Annotated in this window: 17 protein-coding genes and 3 tRNA genes; 9 read left to right on the top strand and 11 right to left on the bottom strand. The window is 51.4% G+C overall.

What is annotated here, in order from left to right:
* Positions 1-9: 9 nt before the first annotated feature.
* The 4 genes from fucO to rhaB form a co-directional block, all read right to left on the bottom strand.
* Complete coding sequence (gene fucO, locus RAHAQ2_RS19005; RefSeq protein ID WP_015698778.1) at positions 10-1,158, bottom strand: lactaldehyde reductase; 1,149 nt, start codon at positions 1,156-1,158, stop codon at positions 10-12.
* A gap of 135 nt (positions 1,159-1,293) precedes the next feature.
* A complete protein-coding gene (rhaD, locus tag RAHAQ2_RS19000; RefSeq protein ID WP_015698777.1) occupies positions 1,294-2,118 on the bottom strand; it encodes a rhamnulose-1-phosphate aldolase in 825 nt (274 codons plus the stop codon).
* A gap of 52 nt (positions 2,119-2,170) precedes the next feature.
* On the bottom strand, positions 2,171-3,427 hold the full coding sequence (locus RAHAQ2_RS18995) for an L-rhamnose isomerase (RefSeq protein WP_015698776.1): 1,257 nt from the start codon (positions 3,425-3,427) through the stop codon (positions 2,171-2,173).
* On the bottom strand, positions 3,424-4,908 hold the full coding sequence (rhaB, locus tag RAHAQ2_RS18990) for a rhamnulokinase (protein ID WP_015698775.1): 1,485 nt from the start codon (positions 4,906-4,908) through the stop codon (positions 3,424-3,426). Before rhaB ends, RAHAQ2_RS18995 begins: the two co-directional genes overlap by 4 nt.
* Before the next feature lie 339 nt (positions 4,909-5,247).
* Here rhaB and rhaS point away from each other — a divergent pair, with 339 nt between their 5' ends.
* Together rhaS and rhaR are read left to right on the top strand one after the other, a co-directional pair.
* Entirely contained in the window at positions 5,248-6,075 is an 828-nt protein-coding gene (gene rhaS, locus RAHAQ2_RS18985; RefSeq protein ID WP_015698774.1) for an HTH-type transcriptional activator RhaS, read from the top strand.
* An 84-nt stretch (positions 6,076-6,159) separates the two neighbouring features.
* Complete coding sequence (rhaR, locus tag RAHAQ2_RS18980; protein ID WP_015698773.1) at positions 6,160-7,032, top strand: HTH-type transcriptional activator RhaR; 873 nt, start codon at positions 6,160-6,162, stop codon at positions 7,030-7,032.
* A 28-nt stretch (positions 7,033-7,060) separates the two neighbouring features.
* Here rhaR and rhaT read toward each other — a convergent pair whose 3' ends face one another.
* Together rhaT and RAHAQ2_RS18970 are read right to left on the bottom strand one after the other, a co-directional pair.
* Entirely contained in the window at positions 7,061-8,095 is a 1,035-nt protein-coding gene (rhaT, locus tag RAHAQ2_RS18975) for an L-rhamnose/proton symporter RhaT (RefSeq protein ID WP_015698772.1), read from the bottom strand.
* Between the two features lie 602 nt (positions 8,096-8,697).
* On the bottom strand, positions 8,698-9,792 hold the full coding sequence (locus RAHAQ2_RS18970; protein ID WP_015698771.1) for a GGDEF domain-containing protein: 1,095 nt from the start codon (positions 9,790-9,792) through the stop codon (positions 8,698-8,700).
* Between the two features lie 302 nt (positions 9,793-10,094).
* Here RAHAQ2_RS18970 and RAHAQ2_RS18965 point away from each other — a divergent pair, with 302 nt between their 5' ends.
* On the top strand, positions 10,095-10,379 hold the full coding sequence (locus RAHAQ2_RS18965; protein WP_015698770.1) for a DUF1435 domain-containing protein: 285 nt from the start codon (positions 10,095-10,097) through the stop codon (positions 10,377-10,379).
* A gap of 114 nt (positions 10,380-10,493) precedes the next feature.
* On the opposite strand, the gene RAHAQ2_RS18960 is transcribed toward RAHAQ2_RS18965, so the two are convergent.
* From RAHAQ2_RS18960 to RAHAQ2_RS18945, 4 genes are all read right to left on the bottom strand, one after another.
* A tRNA-Leu gene (locus tag RAHAQ2_RS18960) sits at positions 10,494-10,580 on the bottom strand.
* Positions 10,581-10,621: 41 nt separating this feature from the next.
* A tRNA-Leu gene (locus tag RAHAQ2_RS18955) sits at positions 10,622-10,707 on the bottom strand.
* Positions 10,708-10,743: 36 nt separating this feature from the next.
* Positions 10,744-10,829: transfer RNA gene (locus tag RAHAQ2_RS18950), tRNA-Leu, on the bottom strand.
* Between the two features lie 194 nt (positions 10,830-11,023).
* Positions 11,024-11,962, bottom strand: a complete 939-nt coding sequence (locus tag RAHAQ2_RS18945) for a LysR family transcriptional regulator (protein WP_015698769.1) — start codon at positions 11,960-11,962, stop codon at positions 11,024-11,026.
* A 125-nt stretch (positions 11,963-12,087) separates the two neighbouring features.
* Here RAHAQ2_RS18945 and RAHAQ2_RS18940 point away from each other — a divergent pair, with 125 nt between their 5' ends.
* On the top strand, positions 12,088-13,080 hold the full coding sequence (locus tag RAHAQ2_RS18940; RefSeq protein WP_015698768.1) for an aldo/keto reductase: 993 nt from the start codon (positions 12,088-12,090) through the stop codon (positions 13,078-13,080).
* Between the two features lie 4 nt (positions 13,081-13,084).
* On the opposite strand, the gene rsmC is transcribed toward RAHAQ2_RS18940, so the two are convergent.
* Positions 13,085-14,131: a 16S rRNA (guanine(1207)-N(2))-methyltransferase RsmC gene (gene rsmC / locus RAHAQ2_RS18935; protein ID WP_015698767.1), complete on the bottom strand. Its 1,047-nt coding sequence runs from the start codon at positions 14,129-14,131 to the stop codon at positions 13,085-13,087.
* A 139-nt stretch (positions 14,132-14,270) separates the two neighbouring features.
* Here rsmC and RAHAQ2_RS18930 point away from each other — a divergent pair, with 139 nt between their 5' ends.
* The 5 genes from RAHAQ2_RS18930 to prfC all read left to right on the top strand — a co-directional run bounded on the left by RAHAQ2_RS18930 (position 14,271) and on the right by prfC (position 18,595).
* Positions 14,271-14,684: a DNA polymerase III subunit psi gene (locus tag RAHAQ2_RS18930; protein WP_015698766.1), complete on the top strand. Its 414-nt coding sequence runs from the start codon at positions 14,271-14,273 to the stop codon at positions 14,682-14,684.
* Positions 14,653-15,096: a ribosomal protein S18-alanine N-acetyltransferase gene (gene rimI, locus RAHAQ2_RS18925; protein WP_015698765.1), complete on the top strand. Its 444-nt coding sequence runs from the start codon at positions 14,653-14,655 to the stop codon at positions 15,094-15,096. Before RAHAQ2_RS18930 ends, rimI begins: the two co-directional genes overlap by 32 nt.
* Positions 15,097-15,259: 163 nt before the next feature.
* On the top strand, positions 15,260-15,583 hold the full coding sequence (locus RAHAQ2_RS18920; RefSeq protein ID WP_015698764.1) for a helix-turn-helix domain-containing protein: 324 nt from the start codon (positions 15,260-15,262) through the stop codon (positions 15,581-15,583).
* A 2-nt stretch (positions 15,584-15,585) separates the two neighbouring features.
* Entirely contained in the window at positions 15,586-16,845 is a 1,260-nt protein-coding gene (locus tag RAHAQ2_RS18915; protein WP_015698763.1) for a type II toxin-antitoxin system HipA family toxin, read from the top strand.
* A 160-nt stretch (positions 16,846-17,005) separates the two neighbouring features.
* Positions 17,006-18,595: a peptide chain release factor 3 gene (gene prfC, locus RAHAQ2_RS18910; RefSeq protein ID WP_015698762.1), complete on the top strand. Its 1,590-nt coding sequence runs from the start codon at positions 17,006-17,008 to the stop codon at positions 18,593-18,595.
* Positions 18,596-18,834: the final 239 nt, after the last annotated feature.

Raw genomic sequence — 18,834 nt, 5'->3', positions numbered from 1 at the left:
GCAAAGAAACTACATTGCTTTCAGATACAACTCGCGCACTTCTTCACGGGTTGCGGTGCGCGGGTTGCAAGGCGCACACGGGTCAGCCAGCGCTTTATCCAGCCAGCCTTCGATATCCGCTTCTGAAATGCCCAGTTCTTTGAAACCCGAAGGGATCCCCACGCGGGTGGATAATTTGCGGATAGCGTCGATGGCCGCCATGCTGGCCTGCGTTTCGCTGATACCTTGCGTATGCACGCCCATCGCGCGGGCAATATCGGCAAAGCGGTGAGGTGCACTCGCGCGGTTAAACTCTTCGACGACTGGCAGCAAAATGGCATTACAGACGCCGTGCGGCAGATTATGTGTCGCGCCAGGCTGATGCGCCAGTGCGTGAACCAGCCCCAAACCTGCGCTGTTAAAGGCCATTCCGGCCAGATATTGTCCCTGCGCCATTTTCTCGCGGGCTTCGATATCATCGCCGTGATCGACGGCTTTTGGCAGCCATTGCGTGATAGTTGAAATCGCGGCGAGCGCGGTCGGATCGGTCAGCGGATGCGCCCCGAGGGAAACGTAGGCTTCGATGGCGTGGGTCAGCGCATCCATGCCGGTCGCGGCGGTGACGCTGGCCGGGATTTTGAGCATAACCGCCGGGTCATCCACCGCAATATCCGGGATCAGATTGGCGTCGATGATCACTTCTTTCACCTGACGCTGGCTGTCGATGATCACCGCATTGCTGGTGAGTTCTGCGGCTGTGCCCGCTGTGGTATTAATCGCCACCAGGAAGACACCCGGTTTGGTGACTTTGCCGACACCGGAATACAGCGTGGCAGGCCCCGGATTGGCGGTCAGAATTTTGATGCCCTTGGCGGTATCAATCGGGCTGCCGCCACCGAAAGCGATCAGATAATCGCAGTGGTTTTCCTGATACAGACGGAAACCTTCATCAACGTGGGCGGAGGTTGGATTCGGCACCACGCCGCCGTAAATGGCGTAAGGCAGTCCGGCCTGTTTGAGTGCGGAGAATAAGCTGTCGAGCAGACCCAGTTCGATTAACTGGCCGTCGGTGACGATAAGCGCTTTGCCGTGTTGTTTAGTCGCCAGCATCGCAACCATATCTTCGATTGCGCCCTGACCGTGGAGGCTGATTTTAGGAAGTGCCAACATAAAACTCATAAAAATTCCCTCTATAGAGTAAGTAAAATAGGTGTTCTGCTGTGCGCCGCTCCGGGGTCTTTGCCATTTCTGCTACGGGAAACATCCGCTGTTCCCCGTGCAGGATTTATGATGTCAGGCGCATAAAATGCCTGATCAGGCTTTTAACGCGGCCTCGAAAGGTGTGACGTCAAAACGTTTGCCAAGGGCAATCAGTTCTTCGGTCTGGATAGTTTGTTTCATCCCTCCCATGGAAATTACTTTCACCAGGATCTCAGCTGATTTTTCAGCGGTGTCGATCAGGCCAAAAGCGTCATCCAGCGTCGGGCCGCAACCGAAGATACCGTGGAACGCCCAAAGCACCAGGCTGTGATGCTGCATCCGGTCGGAAGTGGCTGCACCGATACCATCGGTACCCGGCACCATCCACGGTACAATCCCCACCCCGTCGGGGAAGACCACCAGACATTCGGTGCTGCATTCCCACAGTTTGCGGGTGATCTTGGCGCTGTCGAGCTCAAGTACGTAAGTCAGCGCGATCAGGTTGGTCGCATGGCAGTGCATGATCACGCGATCCTGTCCGTTGGTGACACGTTTACGCACAGCATGAGATTGCAGATGTGAAGCCAGTTCCGAGGTGGGTAAGCCGCCTGCGGTCAGGCCCCACAGAATTTTGTAGCTGGCGCCTTTGTCATCAAGCTGAATAACGGTCAGCGCTTCTGACGGGGCTAATTGCACGTTGCGGAAAAACTTACCGGAACCGGTCACGATGAAGTATTCGTTGGCCAGATCCGGCGCATGCTGAGTCAGTTCAACCTGGCGTGGCTGCGCGTAAAAGTCATTTTTATAAGGTGCGACGTCTTCCGGTAACAGGCGCATGCTGACGTTGCCGCCGTTGCGCTCATCCCAGCCTTTCAGCCACATATCGGTGGTCGCTTTGACCATGCCTTGCACAAACCACGAGCTAAATAATGTTTTCATCGGTTCTTTCCTGCGAATAAGGTGAATGCGTTTCTGTTGTGTTCAGCGGCAATTAACGTTTTGCCAGCACGCTGGTTTCATAATGACGGACGGTATCCAGCCACTGACCGCCAACCGGTACATCGTGACGCTGACAATACATGTCCCACACGGCCTGCCATGGCAGGGATTTTTGCTCTTCCAGCAAAGCCAGACGTGCGGTGTAATCGCCTTCGGCTTCCAGTTTTTTCAGTAAATCGGTCGGTTCGAGCAGGGCTTTCAGCAGGGCTTTTTTCATATTGCGGGTGCCGATAACCCAGGCAGCGATGCGGTTGATCGAGGCATCAAAGAAGTCCAGACCGATATGCACGCGGTTGAACAGGTCATGGCGAACGATTTCACTGGCGATGGCCTGCGTTTCGTCGTCCAGCAGAACCACGTGGTCACTGTCCCAGCGTACCGGACGGCTGACGTGCAGCAGCAGGCGCGGCACATACAGCATCGCAGCAGAGATTTTGTCGGAGATCACTTCGGTCGGGTGGAAGTGACCAGCATCGAGGCACAGGGCGGTGCCGCGGCTGGCAGCATAACCGAGATAGAATTCGTTTGAGCCGACGGTGTAGCTTTCAGAACCGATGCCGAACAGTTTGCTTTCAACGGCATCGATGTGTTCGGTGATATCAAACTTCTCAGAAATCACTTCATCGAGGGCGCTCATCAGGCGCTGGCGCGGTGCCAGACGGTCTACGGTGATGTCTTTCATGCCGTCCGGCACCCAGATATTCATCACTGACGGCGTGCCCAGCGCGCGGCCAAATGAGGCGGAGACACGGCGGCTGGCCTGACAATGTTCAATCCAGAACTGGCGGATTTCCGGGTTCGCGTGTGACAGTGTGAAGCCGTCTGCGCTCATCGGGTGTGAGAAACAAGACGGGTTGAAATCCAGACCCAGCTTGTTTTTCTTCGCCCAGTCAACCCAGCCGGTGAAGTGCTTAGGTTCGATTTCGTTACGGGCAACGGGCTTATCGGACTCCAGATAGATCGCATGCAGATTCAGCCGGTTAGGACCGGGGATCATGGAGATCGCCAGTTCTAAGTCCGCACGAAGTTGCTGAGCGTTGCGCGCTTTGCCGGGATAATTACCGGTTGCCTGAATACCGCCGGTCAGGCTGCCTTCAGGGTTTTCGAAGCCCGCGACATCATCGCCCTGCCAGCAATGGATAGAAACGGGCAGGGTATCAAGTTGTTTGATTGCAGCTTCGGCATCAATACCCAGCTGTGCAAAGCGTTCTTTGGCAAGTGTCCATGCTTGATCGATAGATGAAGTCATACTGCGAGTTCCTCATTGGCGTGACAGAGCGCCTGAAAACGGCGCCAGTGAATAGCGAAATCCGCGTGAATACGGGGAATGTAATGGTGTTGCTCAAAATTCGTGGCAACAATGCGACGAAATTCAGCGGTATCTTTGACGGCGTTCAGCGCCATCAGCTGAACGCCGATATTGCCCAGCGTTGATGCCTCCACCGGACCTGCGCTGACGCTGACCTGACAGACATCAGCACAAAGCTGGTTCAGGAACTGGTTCTGGCTGCCGCCGCCGACGATGTGGATATCTTCCAGCGGCATGCCTTGTAAATCAGCCAGTTGTAAGGCGATTTTGCGATACAACATGGCAAGGCTGTCGAAAATACAACGCGCCAGTTCAGCTGGCGACTCCGGCACCTGATCACCCGCCTGACGGCAGGCATCACGAATGGCATCCACCATGGAAGGGGGATTGATAAAACGATCTTCGTTCGGGTTAATCAGATAAGTGAACGGCGTGACATTTTTAGCCAGCGTGATTAATGACGGTAAATCCTGGATATTCAGTTCGCGGCAAACCCGCTGGAACAGCCACAACCCCATGATATTTCTCAATACCCGATAGCTGCCGTTAATGCCGCCTTCGTTAGTGATGTTGTCGTGCAGTGCCTGAGCATGGTTAAAGGCTTGCGGGCTTTCAATGCCCATCAGCGACCAGGTGCCCGAACTGAGATAGGCGCTGCGGGAACTGGTGAGCGGGGCGGCCACCACCGCGCTGGCGGTGTCGTGTGTCGCGACGCTGAATACCGGCACGCTGCGTCCGCGCGGGCTTTGCCACAGCCCCGGGGAGTTACCCGGCTGGGTGGGTTTTTGCAACCAGCGGCGTGGTACACCTGCCAGTTTCAGCAAATCTTCATCCCAGTCACCGGTGGCGAGACTGAGCATCTGCGTAGTGCTGGCATTGGTGTATTCCCAGTTCATTTTGCCAGTGAGGCGATAGAGGAAATAATCCGGGATCATCAGCATGTGTGCGGCTTTACTGACGATTTCTGGCTGTTGTTCGCTCAGCGCACGCAACTGATAAAGTGTGTTAAACGGCATGAACTGAATGCCGGTTTTCTGATACACATTCTCGCGGCCAAACTGCTGTTCCATCCGCGCCATCACCCCTTCCGTGCGGTTGTCACGGTAAGCAACCGGCAAGCCAACCCGCTGACCCTGTGCATCAAGCAGGACATAATCCACGCCCCAGGTATCAATCCCGATACCGTCAAGCGGAACGCCGGACGCATCGAGGCGATTCAACCCTTCAAGAATGTGTTTCTCCAGCGCATCAAGGTCCCAGGTATCGTGGCCATCAACGCGGATCAGATTATTAGGAAAACGGTGGATTTCTTTCAGTGTCAGCGTCGCTGCCGGATCGGGATCCTGACGGGTAAACGTCGCCAGCATCACCCGGCCGCTGGAAGCGCCGAGGTCAATAGCGGCAAGATGGTGAGTTCTCATAGCGGCCATTCCTTATTGAATATGTGGCCAGTGTAGGGGAGACGCCTGAAGGGCACCTTCCGGTGATTGCCACCGGTTTTGGCGGGATGGCAGCATTAAAAAGGTAGATGCGAGGCAGATCACATAACGGTTCAAAGCTGGCTGAAACAGGGTTTTGCCGCGTCTGTATAAGCGGAATAAGCGATTGTGATCTTTGCCGCAGATCTGCATCACGACGGGGGGAATCTTTGAAATATGACCGTTTATGACGCTTTTACTGCCGTGGTTTGAAGGCAGGAACGTCAGGCGCAGGGTAGGGTTGTTTCCCGACGCACAAGGATTTTGAACCGGAGGTGATACATGACGTTACTGAGAGGTGATGATTATTTTGCGGCACCTGAGCTGACCGTGACGGTTGAGCGGCGGCTTCCGCAAGATGTATTCCCGGAGCACTACCATGATTTCCACGAAATTATGCTGGTGGAAAGCGGATCAGGTGTGCATATCTTTAATGACAACCCTTACACACTGACGGCCGGTACGGTCTGTTTCGTGCGTGCCAGCGATCATCATTTGTTTGAAAATGTCGATAATCTGCGTCTGACCAATGTGTTGTTCCGCTCGCCTAAGGCGTTCCGCTTCATTCAGGACGTCGGCCACTTCCTTCCTCAGGAACATCATTATCAGTCGCAGATCCACTGGCAACTCAGCCCGTGCGTGCTCCAGCAGGTGCTGAACTGCATCACACAACTTGAAGCGCTGCCAGAGAGTGTGGAAATGGAACACATCGCGACCCGTGAGAGTCTGTTTTTACAACTGCTGATCCTGCTTTACCAGGACTGTTTCCAGCCACAATTGCGAGATACCTCGGAAAACAGGGTCAATCAACTTTTGCAATGGCTTCAGTCGCATTACAGTGAGGACGTCAACTGGACCGAAGCTGCAGAACGTTTCTCGCTGGCGCTGCGAACATTACATCGTCAGATGAAGCATTACACCGGCATGACGCCACAGCGGTATCTTAACCGGCTGAGGTTGCTGGAAGCGCGACGTCGTTTACATCATAGTGATCAAAGTATTACCGATATCGCCTATGCCTGCGGGTTCAGTGACAGTAACCACTTCTCGACACAGTTTCGTCGGGAGTTTTCGGTGTCGCCAAAACTCATGCGTGATCAGTTGCGTTAAAACGGCACCTCTTGCAGTTTCGGGTATTCTTACCTGCGAACTGCCTCGTTTATTTTGTCGTCAAACGGGATTGAGAATGCAGCTATGTCATTGAAATTGAGTAAAAATGACTTCTTCCTGACCAGGATGAATTCGGTGGTGGTGGCTGAGCGCCATCCCCAGGCCGACTTTCCGAGTCATGACCATGATTTTGATGAACTTGTCATTGTCTGGCGCGGTAATGGTCTGCATGTCTGGAACGATATCCCTTATCCCATCACCTGCGGTGACCTGTTTTATATTAATTCACGGGACCGGCATAGCTATGAGTCAGTCAACGAACTGGCACTGGATAATGTGCTGTTTTGCCGTGAGCGTTTCGGGCTGGCGGCCGACTGGTCGCAATTATTACCGGGCGAGAATGTCAGCCAGGAACAACGTTACTGGCGGCTGAGTACGCTTGGCATGTCGGTTTTGCGCGATAAAGTGGATGAGCTTGCTAAAGAGTGTATGAAATCGGAGCCGCTTTCGATTCAGTTGAGTGAAGCCCTGCTGATGCAACTGGCATTGTTGTTACTGCGTTTTCGTCAGCGGCCGGACAGTGGCGCATTACCGGATGCGCATCAGCTGGATTTATTGCTGATGGCCCTGCGGGCAAATATCGCTGCCCCCTTCCACCTTGAAACGTTTTGTCTGCAACATCAGCTTAATCCGCGTGCTTTACGTTCGCTGTTCAAACAGCATACCGGCATGAGTGTGACCCATTATTTACGTCAGCTGAGGCTTTGCCGGGCGATGAGTTTGCTGCGTTATGGCAACATGACAATCAGTGATGTGGCCGCTGAATGCGGCTTCGATGACAGTAACTATTTTTCTGTGGTGTTCAGTCGTGCAAGTGGTGTTTCGCCGCGTGACTACCGGCAGCGTTTTACACAGCAGGCCGGTAAGATCCTTTTATCCTCAATGACGGCAGAATAAGTTCTGCCGTCATTGAGACACCTAGCGCTTACAGTGCCATACCCAGACCGACAATGTTTGCCGCCAGAATAATCACCAGCGCACCGATACAAAGAACACGCACCGGTTTTTTGCCTACGCCGAGCCATTCTTTCAGCACCAGACCGACGATACCCCCGCACAATACGTAGAAACTCATATGCAGCATCCAGCTCATGTAATCATATTCTGCCGGAATGCTGGCATGTCCCCAGGCATAGAAGAAGAACTGCAGGTACCACATTACGCCGCCAATAATGGAGAAGACCGCATTTGTAAGCAGCAGGGATTTCGCCACCGACAGATCGGCGCGCAAAGAGATGGTTTTACGTGTTGCCAGACGGATAAAGCAGAAACCGAGGTTAACGACTGCGCCACCGCCCATGATCACCACATAACTTGGCAGGGCAACGTACAACGGATCAATCCCAAGCCCGCGCGCCGCTTCATGCATTGGCACCGCAGCGCTCATGGCGAAAGACATCCCTGCGGAGAAGATCCCGCACATCACAGCCAGAATCAGCCCTTTGCGCAGATTGAACTCTTCCGCTTTAATGCCCAAGGCTTTTTCTTTCAGGAAGCCCGCATAGCTGACAATGGCTACACCAATGACCGCAACAAATACGCCGAGCAGGGTGAGCTGGCCGCCTGATGTGCCAAACAGCATGCCCATTTTGCCCTGCAAGACAGGCGTCATCAGCGTCCCGATAATCAGGGTAATGCCGATGGCGATGCCTATCCCCATCGACATGCCGAGATAGCGCATAGTCAGGCCATAGTTGATGTTACCGATGCCCCACATGGCGCCAAACAGGAAAATAGGCAGCAGGGTCGCAAAGCTGAATGAACCGTAATAGGCCCAGAAATCAGGCAACAGCACGTAGCTGACCGCCCATGGCAAAATGATCCAGGAAAAGAAGCCGCCAAGCGACCACATGGTTTCCCATGACCAATGTTTAACTTGTTTGAATGGCGCATAGAAGCAAGCTGCGCTGGCCGCTCCTATCAGATGCCAGATAATCCCTAACACTATCGAACTGTTCATACACTGGACCTTTTATTATGTAGAGTGATGAGATAAGCAAAAGCGCTGTTGTTAACTGATCCTTCAGAAACATGGACAGCGGGTGGCGATAGTGTAAGAAGCGTCCTCTAGTGGGGCCTTCCGGTCAGTGCCACCGGGAAATCAGCGCTGGCACTCGCCGGAAGATGAACATGAGTCAGTTCACAAATCCAATAATGGAATTAATAATTACATTAAATCAACAAACTAGCGCATTTTTAGAGACTTTTTAGAGACAAAGAGAAGAGGTTTGAAGAAGAGGTTGAGAGCAGGCGGGAAAAGAGCGGGAAATGTCTTTTAGGATTATTTTTATCTGTCATTATTTCGGGGCGAAGCGGACGCGTGCAGGGCTTATTTAAATAGATCGAATAACATGAAAAGTAACAGGGATGAGTCACATTCATTATAGTAAACAAGTTTGTTTACTTTCAGCCAGAACCATTAATCTGGCTGAAAGTTGAATGATTATGCAGTGAAACTGAATGGCAGGCTTTGTTTATGACGAACCGGGAAAAACCTGAACATTGTTCGCAAGAATTAATAACAATAAATAGGGTGTGATTAATGTGATATAAAAATCATCGTCAGGCTATTTTTTCTTTGGCGGTTTGCTGAATCTCTCTGCTTTGTTCCCATGCATAAAATATTTTATTTCGACCACTATTTTTTGCGTTATAGAGCGAGCTATCGGCTTTACCTAAAGCCTGAATAAAGTCACCTTCCTCCAGCGCCGCCAGCCCGGCACTTACCGTGACGTGGGTGGAGACCTCAGCATTAAACAAATGCGGAATATTCAGCCCAAGGACTTTATTCTGGATACGCTCAGCCATGCGGACCGCATGTTCCTGTTGAACGTTGGACATCAGTACCAGAAATTCTTCTCCGCCATAACGGACAACCACATCCCGCGAGCGTACCGCATCGCGGATAGCGGCAGAGACACGCACCAGAGCCTGATCGCCCATCGTGTGGCCATAATTGTCGTTATAGGCTTTGAAATGGTCGATATCGAGCAGCATAACGTAGTGCCCCGAGGCCTGATTAAACAGCGTTTCCAGCTTATTCTGCAATCCCCGGCGGTTATATAGGCCGGTCAGCGGATCCAGCATGCTCAGATCGCTGAATTTTTCCCGTTCGCTGTAGAGATTGGACACCATCCGGCGCGTGAACTCGTCACTGCGCCTGAGCATCAGATGATGCAACCACAGACCGATCAGCGGCAATGAAACGGAGAAGAGGATACGGCCGACATGTTGAAAGTCGTCCAAAACAATGACGCAAATAGTGGAAGGTACTGCATGCAGACAAAAAGCCAGGAAATTATCTGATAAAGCAATGGCACTGATAAATAATATACTGAGTAAGCTGATTAAAAGATAATTTTTATCTACATGACTGGTTTCTTCAAAGCGTAAGGCTATTTGCCAGGCCCATAGCAGGCCAACAGCGACGGAACACATATTCAGATGGGCCGAGTAATTTTTCTTGCTGAAAAAAGAAAATATCAGCCCTGAAAAGCAAAGCACAAAAATCAGTACCAGCGGAAATGGCGCTGAGGCTGAGTTCTCGGGCGGGTAAGCCAAAGAAAATAATGCAGTCGCACTGTTTAAAAAAAAGAATAGCAACATCGCCAGCCGATGTTTGCTTTTAAGCAGCTCATCATAGGAATGAGATATCATCAAATTTACTCTATTTAGCGTGTGTTGTTCTGAATAGATAAAGTGTCTTATTGCCCTATACCGCATAATGCTTCCATGCAGGCAGGCTAATAGTACTAATATGTAATTATTAGAATGCAATAAATGTCGTTTTTATAGTGACTGTGTAAGTTGAGGCTTTACTGATTTGGTTTAACCGCCCCAAAACTAGCACTTTTGCCGTCGGGTGTCACCCAAACGAAGGGTGTGAGAGCAAATAGGTGGTAAATGAGAAAAAATCCTATATGATATTGGTTCTCATTATCAGCGTTTGGAGCAAGGTTATGATACCGGCAATTGTCATGGCATGTGGCATCTGGGCGGTTGTATGGATGTTTGGCAAACGTCTCACCAGCGGTTGGGGTGTATTGTTGCCTTGCGCATTGATGCCGCTGCTTGCCCTGACGCATATGTCGCTCGATCAGTTACGTGTGCTTATCGTCGTTGCGATGCTGGTCACGCTGGGCATGCTTTTCCACCGCACATTACGACACTATATGTTGCTGCCCTCATTTATGGCGCTGGCAGGCAGTCTGGCTGCGGTAACGTTGAATTTTATTTTTTTGTAATACAAGGAGTTACTGATATGAAAAACAGGAAGCACAGCAAAGCTGCGGGTCTTTTTTATTTTTTGAAACTGAAAGAGATATTGCAGGAAGGAAAATCTGAGGAACAGAATCACGTGGTGCGAAGAGAGGGACTTGAACCCTCACGTCCGTAAGGACACTAACACCTGAAGCTAGCGCGTCTACCAATTCCGCCACCTTCGCACAGATGATTTCTGCTTACTGCTGATTTATATTTGCCGGAGTGGTGCGAAGGGAGGGACTCGAACCCTCACATCCGAAGGACACTAACACCTGAAGCTAGCGCGTCTACCAATTCCGCCACCATCGCGTACCGTGCCGTGCAATATAAATCTTGTGATTGTATTGGTGCGAAGGGAGGGACTCGAACCCTCACATCCAAAGGACACTAACACCTGAAGCTAGCGCGTCTACCAATTCCGCCACCATCGCGTTCCAATTGATTACTGTGTTGACGCATTCATCGGAATGTCATCAGCAAGTAACACAACCACGGGGGCGAATTCTAGAGATTTTCCCACAGGCGTCAATAGTTATTTCCCCCATTTCGGACGTTTGATGTAAAAAAGAGCATATTCATGGTGAATGGTTCAATGTCTCAGAGCGTCGTCAGGTTAATCGATGGTTTAATCAACGATTTTTCCAATAATGGGGTTCTGACTCACCGGGCCGGCAGGGCTGGAAAACAGCGAGATCAGCCAGTCCAGCAGCACGCGGATCCTCGGTGCCAGGAAGCGGCCGGGCGGATACATGATGTACAACGGCATCGGCGGCGGAAGGTGCTGATGCAGCACTTCCACCAGTTCTCCCCTGGCCAGTTCCTGCCCCATTGCCAGTTCCGATGCCTGAATCAGCCCAAAGCCCGCTTTTGCGGCGGCGACATACGCGTCAGCGCCACTGACGGTCAGTGTGCTGGCGAGTTGATGCTTTTCCCTCTTTCCGGCAGTCACGAATTCCAGATGTGAATCTGCCCGCTGGTGGGCAAAGAAATAGCCCACTGCCTGATGCCCGGCGAGATCTTCCGGCGACTGCGGCGTACCAAATTTCGCTAAATAGCCGGGAGAGGCGCAGGTGATTTGTTTCAAATCCGCCAGATGGCGCGACTGCAGATTGTCATCTTCTGATGGCCATGCGCGCACCACACAATCTACTCCCTGATCGAGCAGATTGATGGCGTTGTCATTGGCGCTGAGGCTCAGGGTTATTTGCGGATAGCGCTGGTAAAACGCCTGCAGCGCGGGGATCACCATCACGCGCGCCAGAGAATGCGGCATGTCGATGCGGACAATGCCAGCGGGCTGGTTTTTGTGATGTGCAAACAGGGCGTCAGATTCTTCCAGCGCCGAAATCAATTGCAGGCAGCGTTGATAATAGATTTTGCCTTCGTCGGTGATTTTGACCTGCCGCGTCGTGCGCAGAAACAGGCGGACACCCAGTCGTTGTTCCAGACGTTTCAGGGTGGTACTGACCGTGGCGCGTGGCACATTTAGGTCTTCCGCCGCCCGGCTGAAACTTTCCAGTTCAGCAATGCGGATGAAGATTTTCATCGCCTGAATTTGATCCATAACGTTCCCGGTGATTGTTTGCAATTTATGAACAGTGTTGCACGTTTTTGCTGATTTATCTTTCCTGAAAGAACAACCACACTTTATCCCGTTACTTCTTCTCTCTGTGTCATAAGGAAAAACCGATGAAACAACGTCAGCTGGGTAAAAATGGTCCGATGGTGTCAGCGCTTGGGCTGGGTTGCATGGGCATGAGCGACTTCTATACCACCGGTCTGGATGATAAAGAATCGATGGCAACGCTTGAGCGCGCGCTGGAACTGGGCGTCACAATGCTGGATACCGCCGATATGTACGGCCCGCATACCAATGAAGAACTGCTGGGTCGTTTCCTGAAAGGGCGTCGCAATCAGGTTTTTTTAGCCACCAAATTCGGCATTGTGCGTGATCCGTCCAACCCGCAGGTACGTGGCACCAACGGCCATCCGGACTATGTCCGCAAATCGGTAGAAGGCAGTCTGAAGCGTCTGGGGACCGATGTTATCGATCTCTATTATCAGCATCGTCCGGATCCGACGGTGCCGGTCGAAGAAACGATCGGCGCGCTGTCTGATCTGGTGCGCGAAGGCAAGATCCGTTATATCGGACTGAGCGAAGTGCCGGTGAGCATTCTGGAGCGGGCGCATAACGTGCATCCGGTCACGGCGCTGCAAACTGAATATTCACTCTGGTCGCGGGATGTGGAAGCCGATATTTTACCGGCCTGCGAACGTCTGGGGATTGGTTTTGTGCCTTACAGTCCGCTGGGTCGGGGTTTTCTGACCGGACAAATCCGTTCAGTGGACGATCTGGATTTGGATGATTACCGCCGCGAAAGCCCGCGTTTTCAGGGTGACAACTTCGCGAAAAATCTGCAACTGGCGGAGAAAATCAGCGAACTGGCGCAAGAAAAAGGGGTGAAGCCTTCGCAGCTTGCGCTGGCGTGGGTATTATCGCAAAGCGATAACATCGTGCCGATCCCTGGCACTAAACATCGTCATTATCTTGAGGAAAACATCGCCGCGCTTGATGTCTCCCTGAGTGAAGCCGAAATCGCGGCGATCGAAGCAGTATTTCCTTTCCGCGTGGCAGCGGGTGATCGCTACAACGCGGAACTGATGCGTTTCCTCAGCGTCTGACTGATTAACGTTTTTTCTTTTTCAGATCGCGCGGTGGACGTCCACGTACGGCCCGGTACACCTTGAAGCGGCCATTTTGTGCCAGCACTTCGTGGCTGCCAAAGGTGTCATCAAGCAGGGCGGCGTAAGGCAGGAAGGCATTCGCCACAATACGCAGTTCGCCGCCGATATTCAGATGGCTTACCGCACCACGGATCAGTTGCTCCGCTGCCGTCAGGCTGGTTTGCAGACCTTCGTGGAATGGCGGGTTGGAGATGATCATATCGAAACGTCCGGCAATGTCGGAATAGACATTGCTGGCGATGACTTCGCCTGGCAGATCGTTCGCCGCCAGCGTGGCGCGGCTGGCTTCGATAGCGGCCGCGCTCACATCACTCAGCGTGATTTTCATCTTCGGCGAGTACATGGCCAGCACAGAAGCCAGCACGCCGGAACCGCAGGCGACATCCAGCACTTTACCTTTCACCGGCTCTTCGAAACTGTTGATCAGCAACAGGCTTCCGCTGTCCAGACCTTCACGGCTGAATACGCCCGGCAGGGTTTTAATGGTCACTTCTTCGACCATGTACTGATCCCACCAGCCGTCAGCATCAAACTCAGGCTGTTTTTCCAGACGACCATGATACAAACCGCAACGGCGTGCGCTGTCGATTTTGCTCAGTTCGCACAGGCCTTCCAGCGTGGTTTCCGCACTGCGAACGCCACTGCGGTTTTCACCGATGACAAACACATCAATGCCGACCGGCAGGTGTGACAGTAAGTTGAACAGCTGGAATTTTGCTTCCAGTTTGCTCTTCGGCCAGTAATAGACGAGCACATCGCACGGCGCGATGAATTCAGCATCAGCGACTAAGCCAAACTGAACGTTTTCTCCCAGCGCTTTGCTGAGCATCTGCCAGTGGTGATACATATTGGTGTGGACGCGGACTTCTTCGGCGTCAATTTCAGCAGGCAGGCTGTCTTGTAAGTCACCGGCGAACAGGACGCGGCGGCCTTCAAATTCTTCGCTATGGCGCAGTATGACTTCACTGGCCGGAGTTAATGCAGACATCAGGATAAGGCTCCTCAGGGTTTGGCCCGCGATTATATACTTTTCGCCCCTGATTGAGTATTCGAGGTTTATTGGCGCATGTTCGATGTGTTTGCTAGCATAGCCGGGCTTTTTGTACTTCAACCCGCAGGGATCAGGCATGGCATCCAGACGAGATACATTGTTACAACAGCTGGGCATTACCCAGTGGACGTTGCGCCGGCCTGCGGTATTACAAGGCGAAGTGGCGGTCAGTCTGCCTGCACAAACCCAATTGTTGATTGTCGCCGCCGTTCCGCCAGCAGAAGATGATCCGCTGGTCAGGGATGTTTTACGCAGCCTGGCGCTAACAGAATCACAGGTTTACCGCCTGACGCCAGAACAGGTCGCCATGTTACCTGAAGATACCCGCTGCAATATCTGGCGGCTGGGGTTAAGCGAACCGCTGACTCTCGCTGGCCCGCAGCTCTCCAGTCCGGCCCTGGCCGAACTCTATCAAGACGCCGGCGCCAAACGTGCGCTCTGGCAGCAGATCTGTGAAAATGAACAACATTTCTATCCTGACGCCCGCTGATCTTCCCCGTGCATTCGCCATCGAACAAGCCAGTCATGCCTTTCCATGGACTGAAAAAACGCTTGCCAGCAATCAGGGCGAGCGCTATCTGAACCTCAAAATCATGCAGGGCGAGGTGATGGCGGGTTTTGCCATCACCCAAATCGTGCTCGATGAAGCCACACTGTTTAATATCGCTATCGATCCGGCTTTTCAGCGACAGGGCTTAGGCCGCATGTTGCTGGAAGAGGTGATACAACAACTTGAGCAGAAAGATGTTTTTACGTTATGGCTTGAAGTCCGTGCTTCCAACGCCAAAGCGATCGCGCTCTATGAAAGCCTTGGTTTTAATGAACTCTCCATTCGCCGTAATTACTATCCCGCCGCACAAGGCCGCGAAGATGCCATTATGATGGCGTTGCCGCTGGGCTAAAAACAACGTATGAGTTGTAAAGCCTTCGGGATTACAACGCATTTATTGTAATTGAGTTTCATTACAACTAATGAGTTGTTTTTTGAAGTTTGAAACAATACTTGAGTTGTTTTTATGGGAAATAACAACTAGTGTGTTGTGAGGCGACGTAGCGAGAAACCTGATGAAAACCCTCAAACAACTTCCTGAACTGCTTAAACAACGACGGTTGCAACTGGATCTGAGTCAGAAAGACATGCTGATGCGGATCGGTATGTCCCAGCAGCAATACCAGCGTATTGAAGCTGGCGGTGACCCACGTCTATCGACATTACTGCGCATTCTTGAAGGGATGGATCTTGAATTAATATTGGTGCCCTTAAAACAGGTGGCGAAAGTAGAGGAAATACTTCATTCACCTTTTGACGGAAGCAATAAACCCGCTGATGAGAATGCAGACCGCGGGCATAACGAGTGGCAGGATATATTGCGTGATCTGGAGGATTGAAGATGAGTCTCCGGACCGCGTCTGTTGAAGCGCTGACGTTGTATATTCATGAGCAACGCATAGGTGTCGTCGCGCATTATTCAGGGAACCGAAATATTCTCACTTTTGATCCTGAATATGCAGCATTGGCGGAAAGTGAGAGACCCGTCTTTACACTGGCGCAAAAAATGCGCTCAACATATTTGCAGTCTCCCTTGGGTTCAACCCTGCGACTTCCGCCTGTACTTTCCAATTTGCTTCCCGAAGGGACTTTGCGGGAATGGATGGCTCAGGCGCTCAAGATCCATCGTGATTCTGAATTTCCTTTGCTGGCTTATACCGCTAAGAATCTTCCCGGTGCACTTTCTGCCAGGGCAGTCGCATTAGGCGAATTGCCCGACTGGGTTAAGGCATCTCGTGAAGGCAGATTAGAACCTGTCCAGATTGATGTTCGCCAACGGGCTGATAAGTTTTCGCTTGCGGGAGTGCAGATGAAATTTTCCGCATTAATGGAAGGAGGGAGATTTAATGTGAGTACAGAGGTTGGAGAAGATAGCTGGATTATAAAAACACCTTCTGTCGTACATCCTTTTCTCGCTGAAAACGAATTCACCGCAATGACGCTGGCGGCAAGCGTTGGCATCGATGTGCCGGAAATCAAACTGGTCGGACTTTCTGCCATCGAAAATTTACCTGACATTCGTCTGCCTGATGAACCTTTTGCTTTTAGCATCAAACGTTTTGACCGGGGCGTGTCTGGTCGCATCCATACAGAAGACTTCGCGCAAATCTTTGAGGTGTATGCTCATGACAAATACGTACGCCATAACTATGAGCAAATCGCGGTTCTGCTCGCCCGCGTGGCGTCTGCAGGGTTATCTGATGTGCAGCAAATGGCGCGCCGGTTACTGGTCAATATTCTGCTGGGGAATGGTGATGCACATTTAAAAAACTGGTCAGTCATTTATCCGGACGGACTGAACGCCAGACTTTCTCCTGCTTATGACATTGTGAGTACACGAATGTATATGCAGGATGAAGACGGCGTGGCACTGAATATGGCCAAAGAAAAACGCTGGGCTGTTATCGATTTCTCCACTTTTGAAAAATGGGCTAATCGTATTGGCGTCTCCTGGCCTGCGATAAAAGTACATCTGAATGATGTGCTTAACATTGCACGCAAAGAATGGTCAGACAGGCTTGATTCTCTGCCTATGGCTGATGCGCATAAAGTCATTTTAAGACGCCACTGGGCCTCGTTGTCCACCGACTTCAGGCTTTGAGATTTTCTTGAACAGAACACAAAGAAACCATTGATTGCCCATCCCGTCTAAATCAGTGAAAATAGCCGGCTATAACTTTTATTACCGCTTTGCCTGACGTCACCTCTGACGTGGTGTGAAATCCTATGCAGGGCGGACCAACCGCAGAAACGTGAAAAACATGTCTCCAAGTGAATACGCCCTTGAAGTGGCTAAGCGCCGCACATTTGCCATCATCTCTCACCCCGATGCTGGTAAAACCACCATTACCGAAAAAGTTCTGTTATTCGGACAGGCCATTCAAACCGCCGGTACCGTAAAAGGCCGTGGCTCCAGCCATCACGCCAAATCCGACTGGATGGAAATGGAAAAACAACGTGGTATTTCCATTACCACATCCGTGATGCAGTTCCCGTACAAACAGTGTCTGGTTAACCTGCTCGATACCCCTGGGCACGAAGACTTCTCCGAAGATACCTACCGTACCCTGACTGCCGTTGACTGCTGTCTGATGGTGATCGACGCCGCAAAAGGTGTCGAGGATCGTACCCGTAAGCTGATGGAAGTGACCCGTCTGCGCGATACGCCGATCCTGACTTTCATGAACAAACTTGACCGTGATATCCGTGACCCGATGGAAGTGATGGACGAAGTGGAGCGCGAGCTGAAGATCGCCTGTTCTCCGATTACCTGGCCGATCGGCTGCGGTAAATTGTTCAAAGGGGTTTATCACCTTTATAAAGACGAAGTGTATCTGTATCAGACCGGTAAAGGTCACACCATTCAGGAAGTTCGGGTGGTCAAAGGCCTGAATAATCCTGATCTGGATGCTGCCGTGGGCGAAGATCTGGCTGCGCAACTGCGTGATGAGCTGGAACTGGTGCAGGGTGCATCGCATGAATTTGATCACGAAGCGTTCCTGCAAGGAGAACTGACGCCGGTATTCTTTGGTACCGCGCTCGGTAACTTTGGTGTCGACCATATGCTTGATGGTCTGGTGGATTGGGCGCCTGCGCCGATGCCACGTAAAACTGACCTGCGCGAAGTGAAAGCGGATGATGAAAAATTCACGGGTTTCGTGTTTAAAATTCAGGCCAACATGGATCCGAAACACCGCGACCGCGTGGCGTTCATGCGTGTGGTATCCGGCAAATATGAAAAAGGCATGAAGCTGCGTCAGGTACGTACCGGTAAAGACGTGGTGATTTCCGATGCGCTGACCTTTATGGCCGGTGATCGCTCTCATGTTGAAGAAGCCTATCCGGGCGATATCATTGGTCTGCATAACCACGGCACGATTCAGATTGGCGACACCTTTACTCAGGGTGAGAACATGAAGTTCACCGGCATTCCTAACTTCGCCCCTGAACTGTTCCGTCGTATCCGCCTGCGTGACCCGCTGAAACAGAAACAGCTGCTGAAAGGTCTGGTACAGCTTTCAGAAGAAGGCGCAGTACAGGTCTTCCGTCCGATTGCCAACAACGATTTGATCGTCGGTGCGGTCGGCGTGCTGCAGTTTGAAGTGGTCGTGGCGCGTCTGAAAAGCGAATACAACGTGGAAGCAATTTACGAATCTGTGAACGTCTCGACTGCCCGCTGGGTGGAGTGTAGCGACGTGAAGAAATTCGAAGAATTTAAACGTAAGAACGAAACCAACCTCGCACTGGATGGCGGTGATAACTTAGCGTATATCGCCCCCACTATGGTGAACCTGAATCTGGCTTCAGAGCGTTACCCTGAAGTGAAATTCCGTAAAACCCGCGAACATTAATTCATTCCTGTTTCTGAAAAGGCGACGCTTATGTCGCCTTTTTTATTGTTTCTTAATGAAGTATTAATAAATTATATATTAATTTATTTCTGTAAAGCGAAATGCTTATTATATATTTGTATATTTTGCAGTAAAAAATATAGCTGACTTATTAAATGAACTTAATTGTAATTATTAGTACGATTAGTTAATTTTAGGTTGGTCTGTTTCTGAATAGATATGTCATTATACGCGGGAAC

The organism is Rahnella aquatilis CIP 78.65 = ATCC 33071 (assembly GCF_000241955.1).
Taxonomy (GTDB): domain Bacteria; phylum Pseudomonadota; class Gammaproteobacteria; order Enterobacterales; family Enterobacteriaceae; genus Rahnella; species Rahnella aquatilis.
The sequence above is the reverse complement of the archived record's forward strand: the minus strand, read 5'-3'. Positions and strand labels throughout refer to the sequence as shown.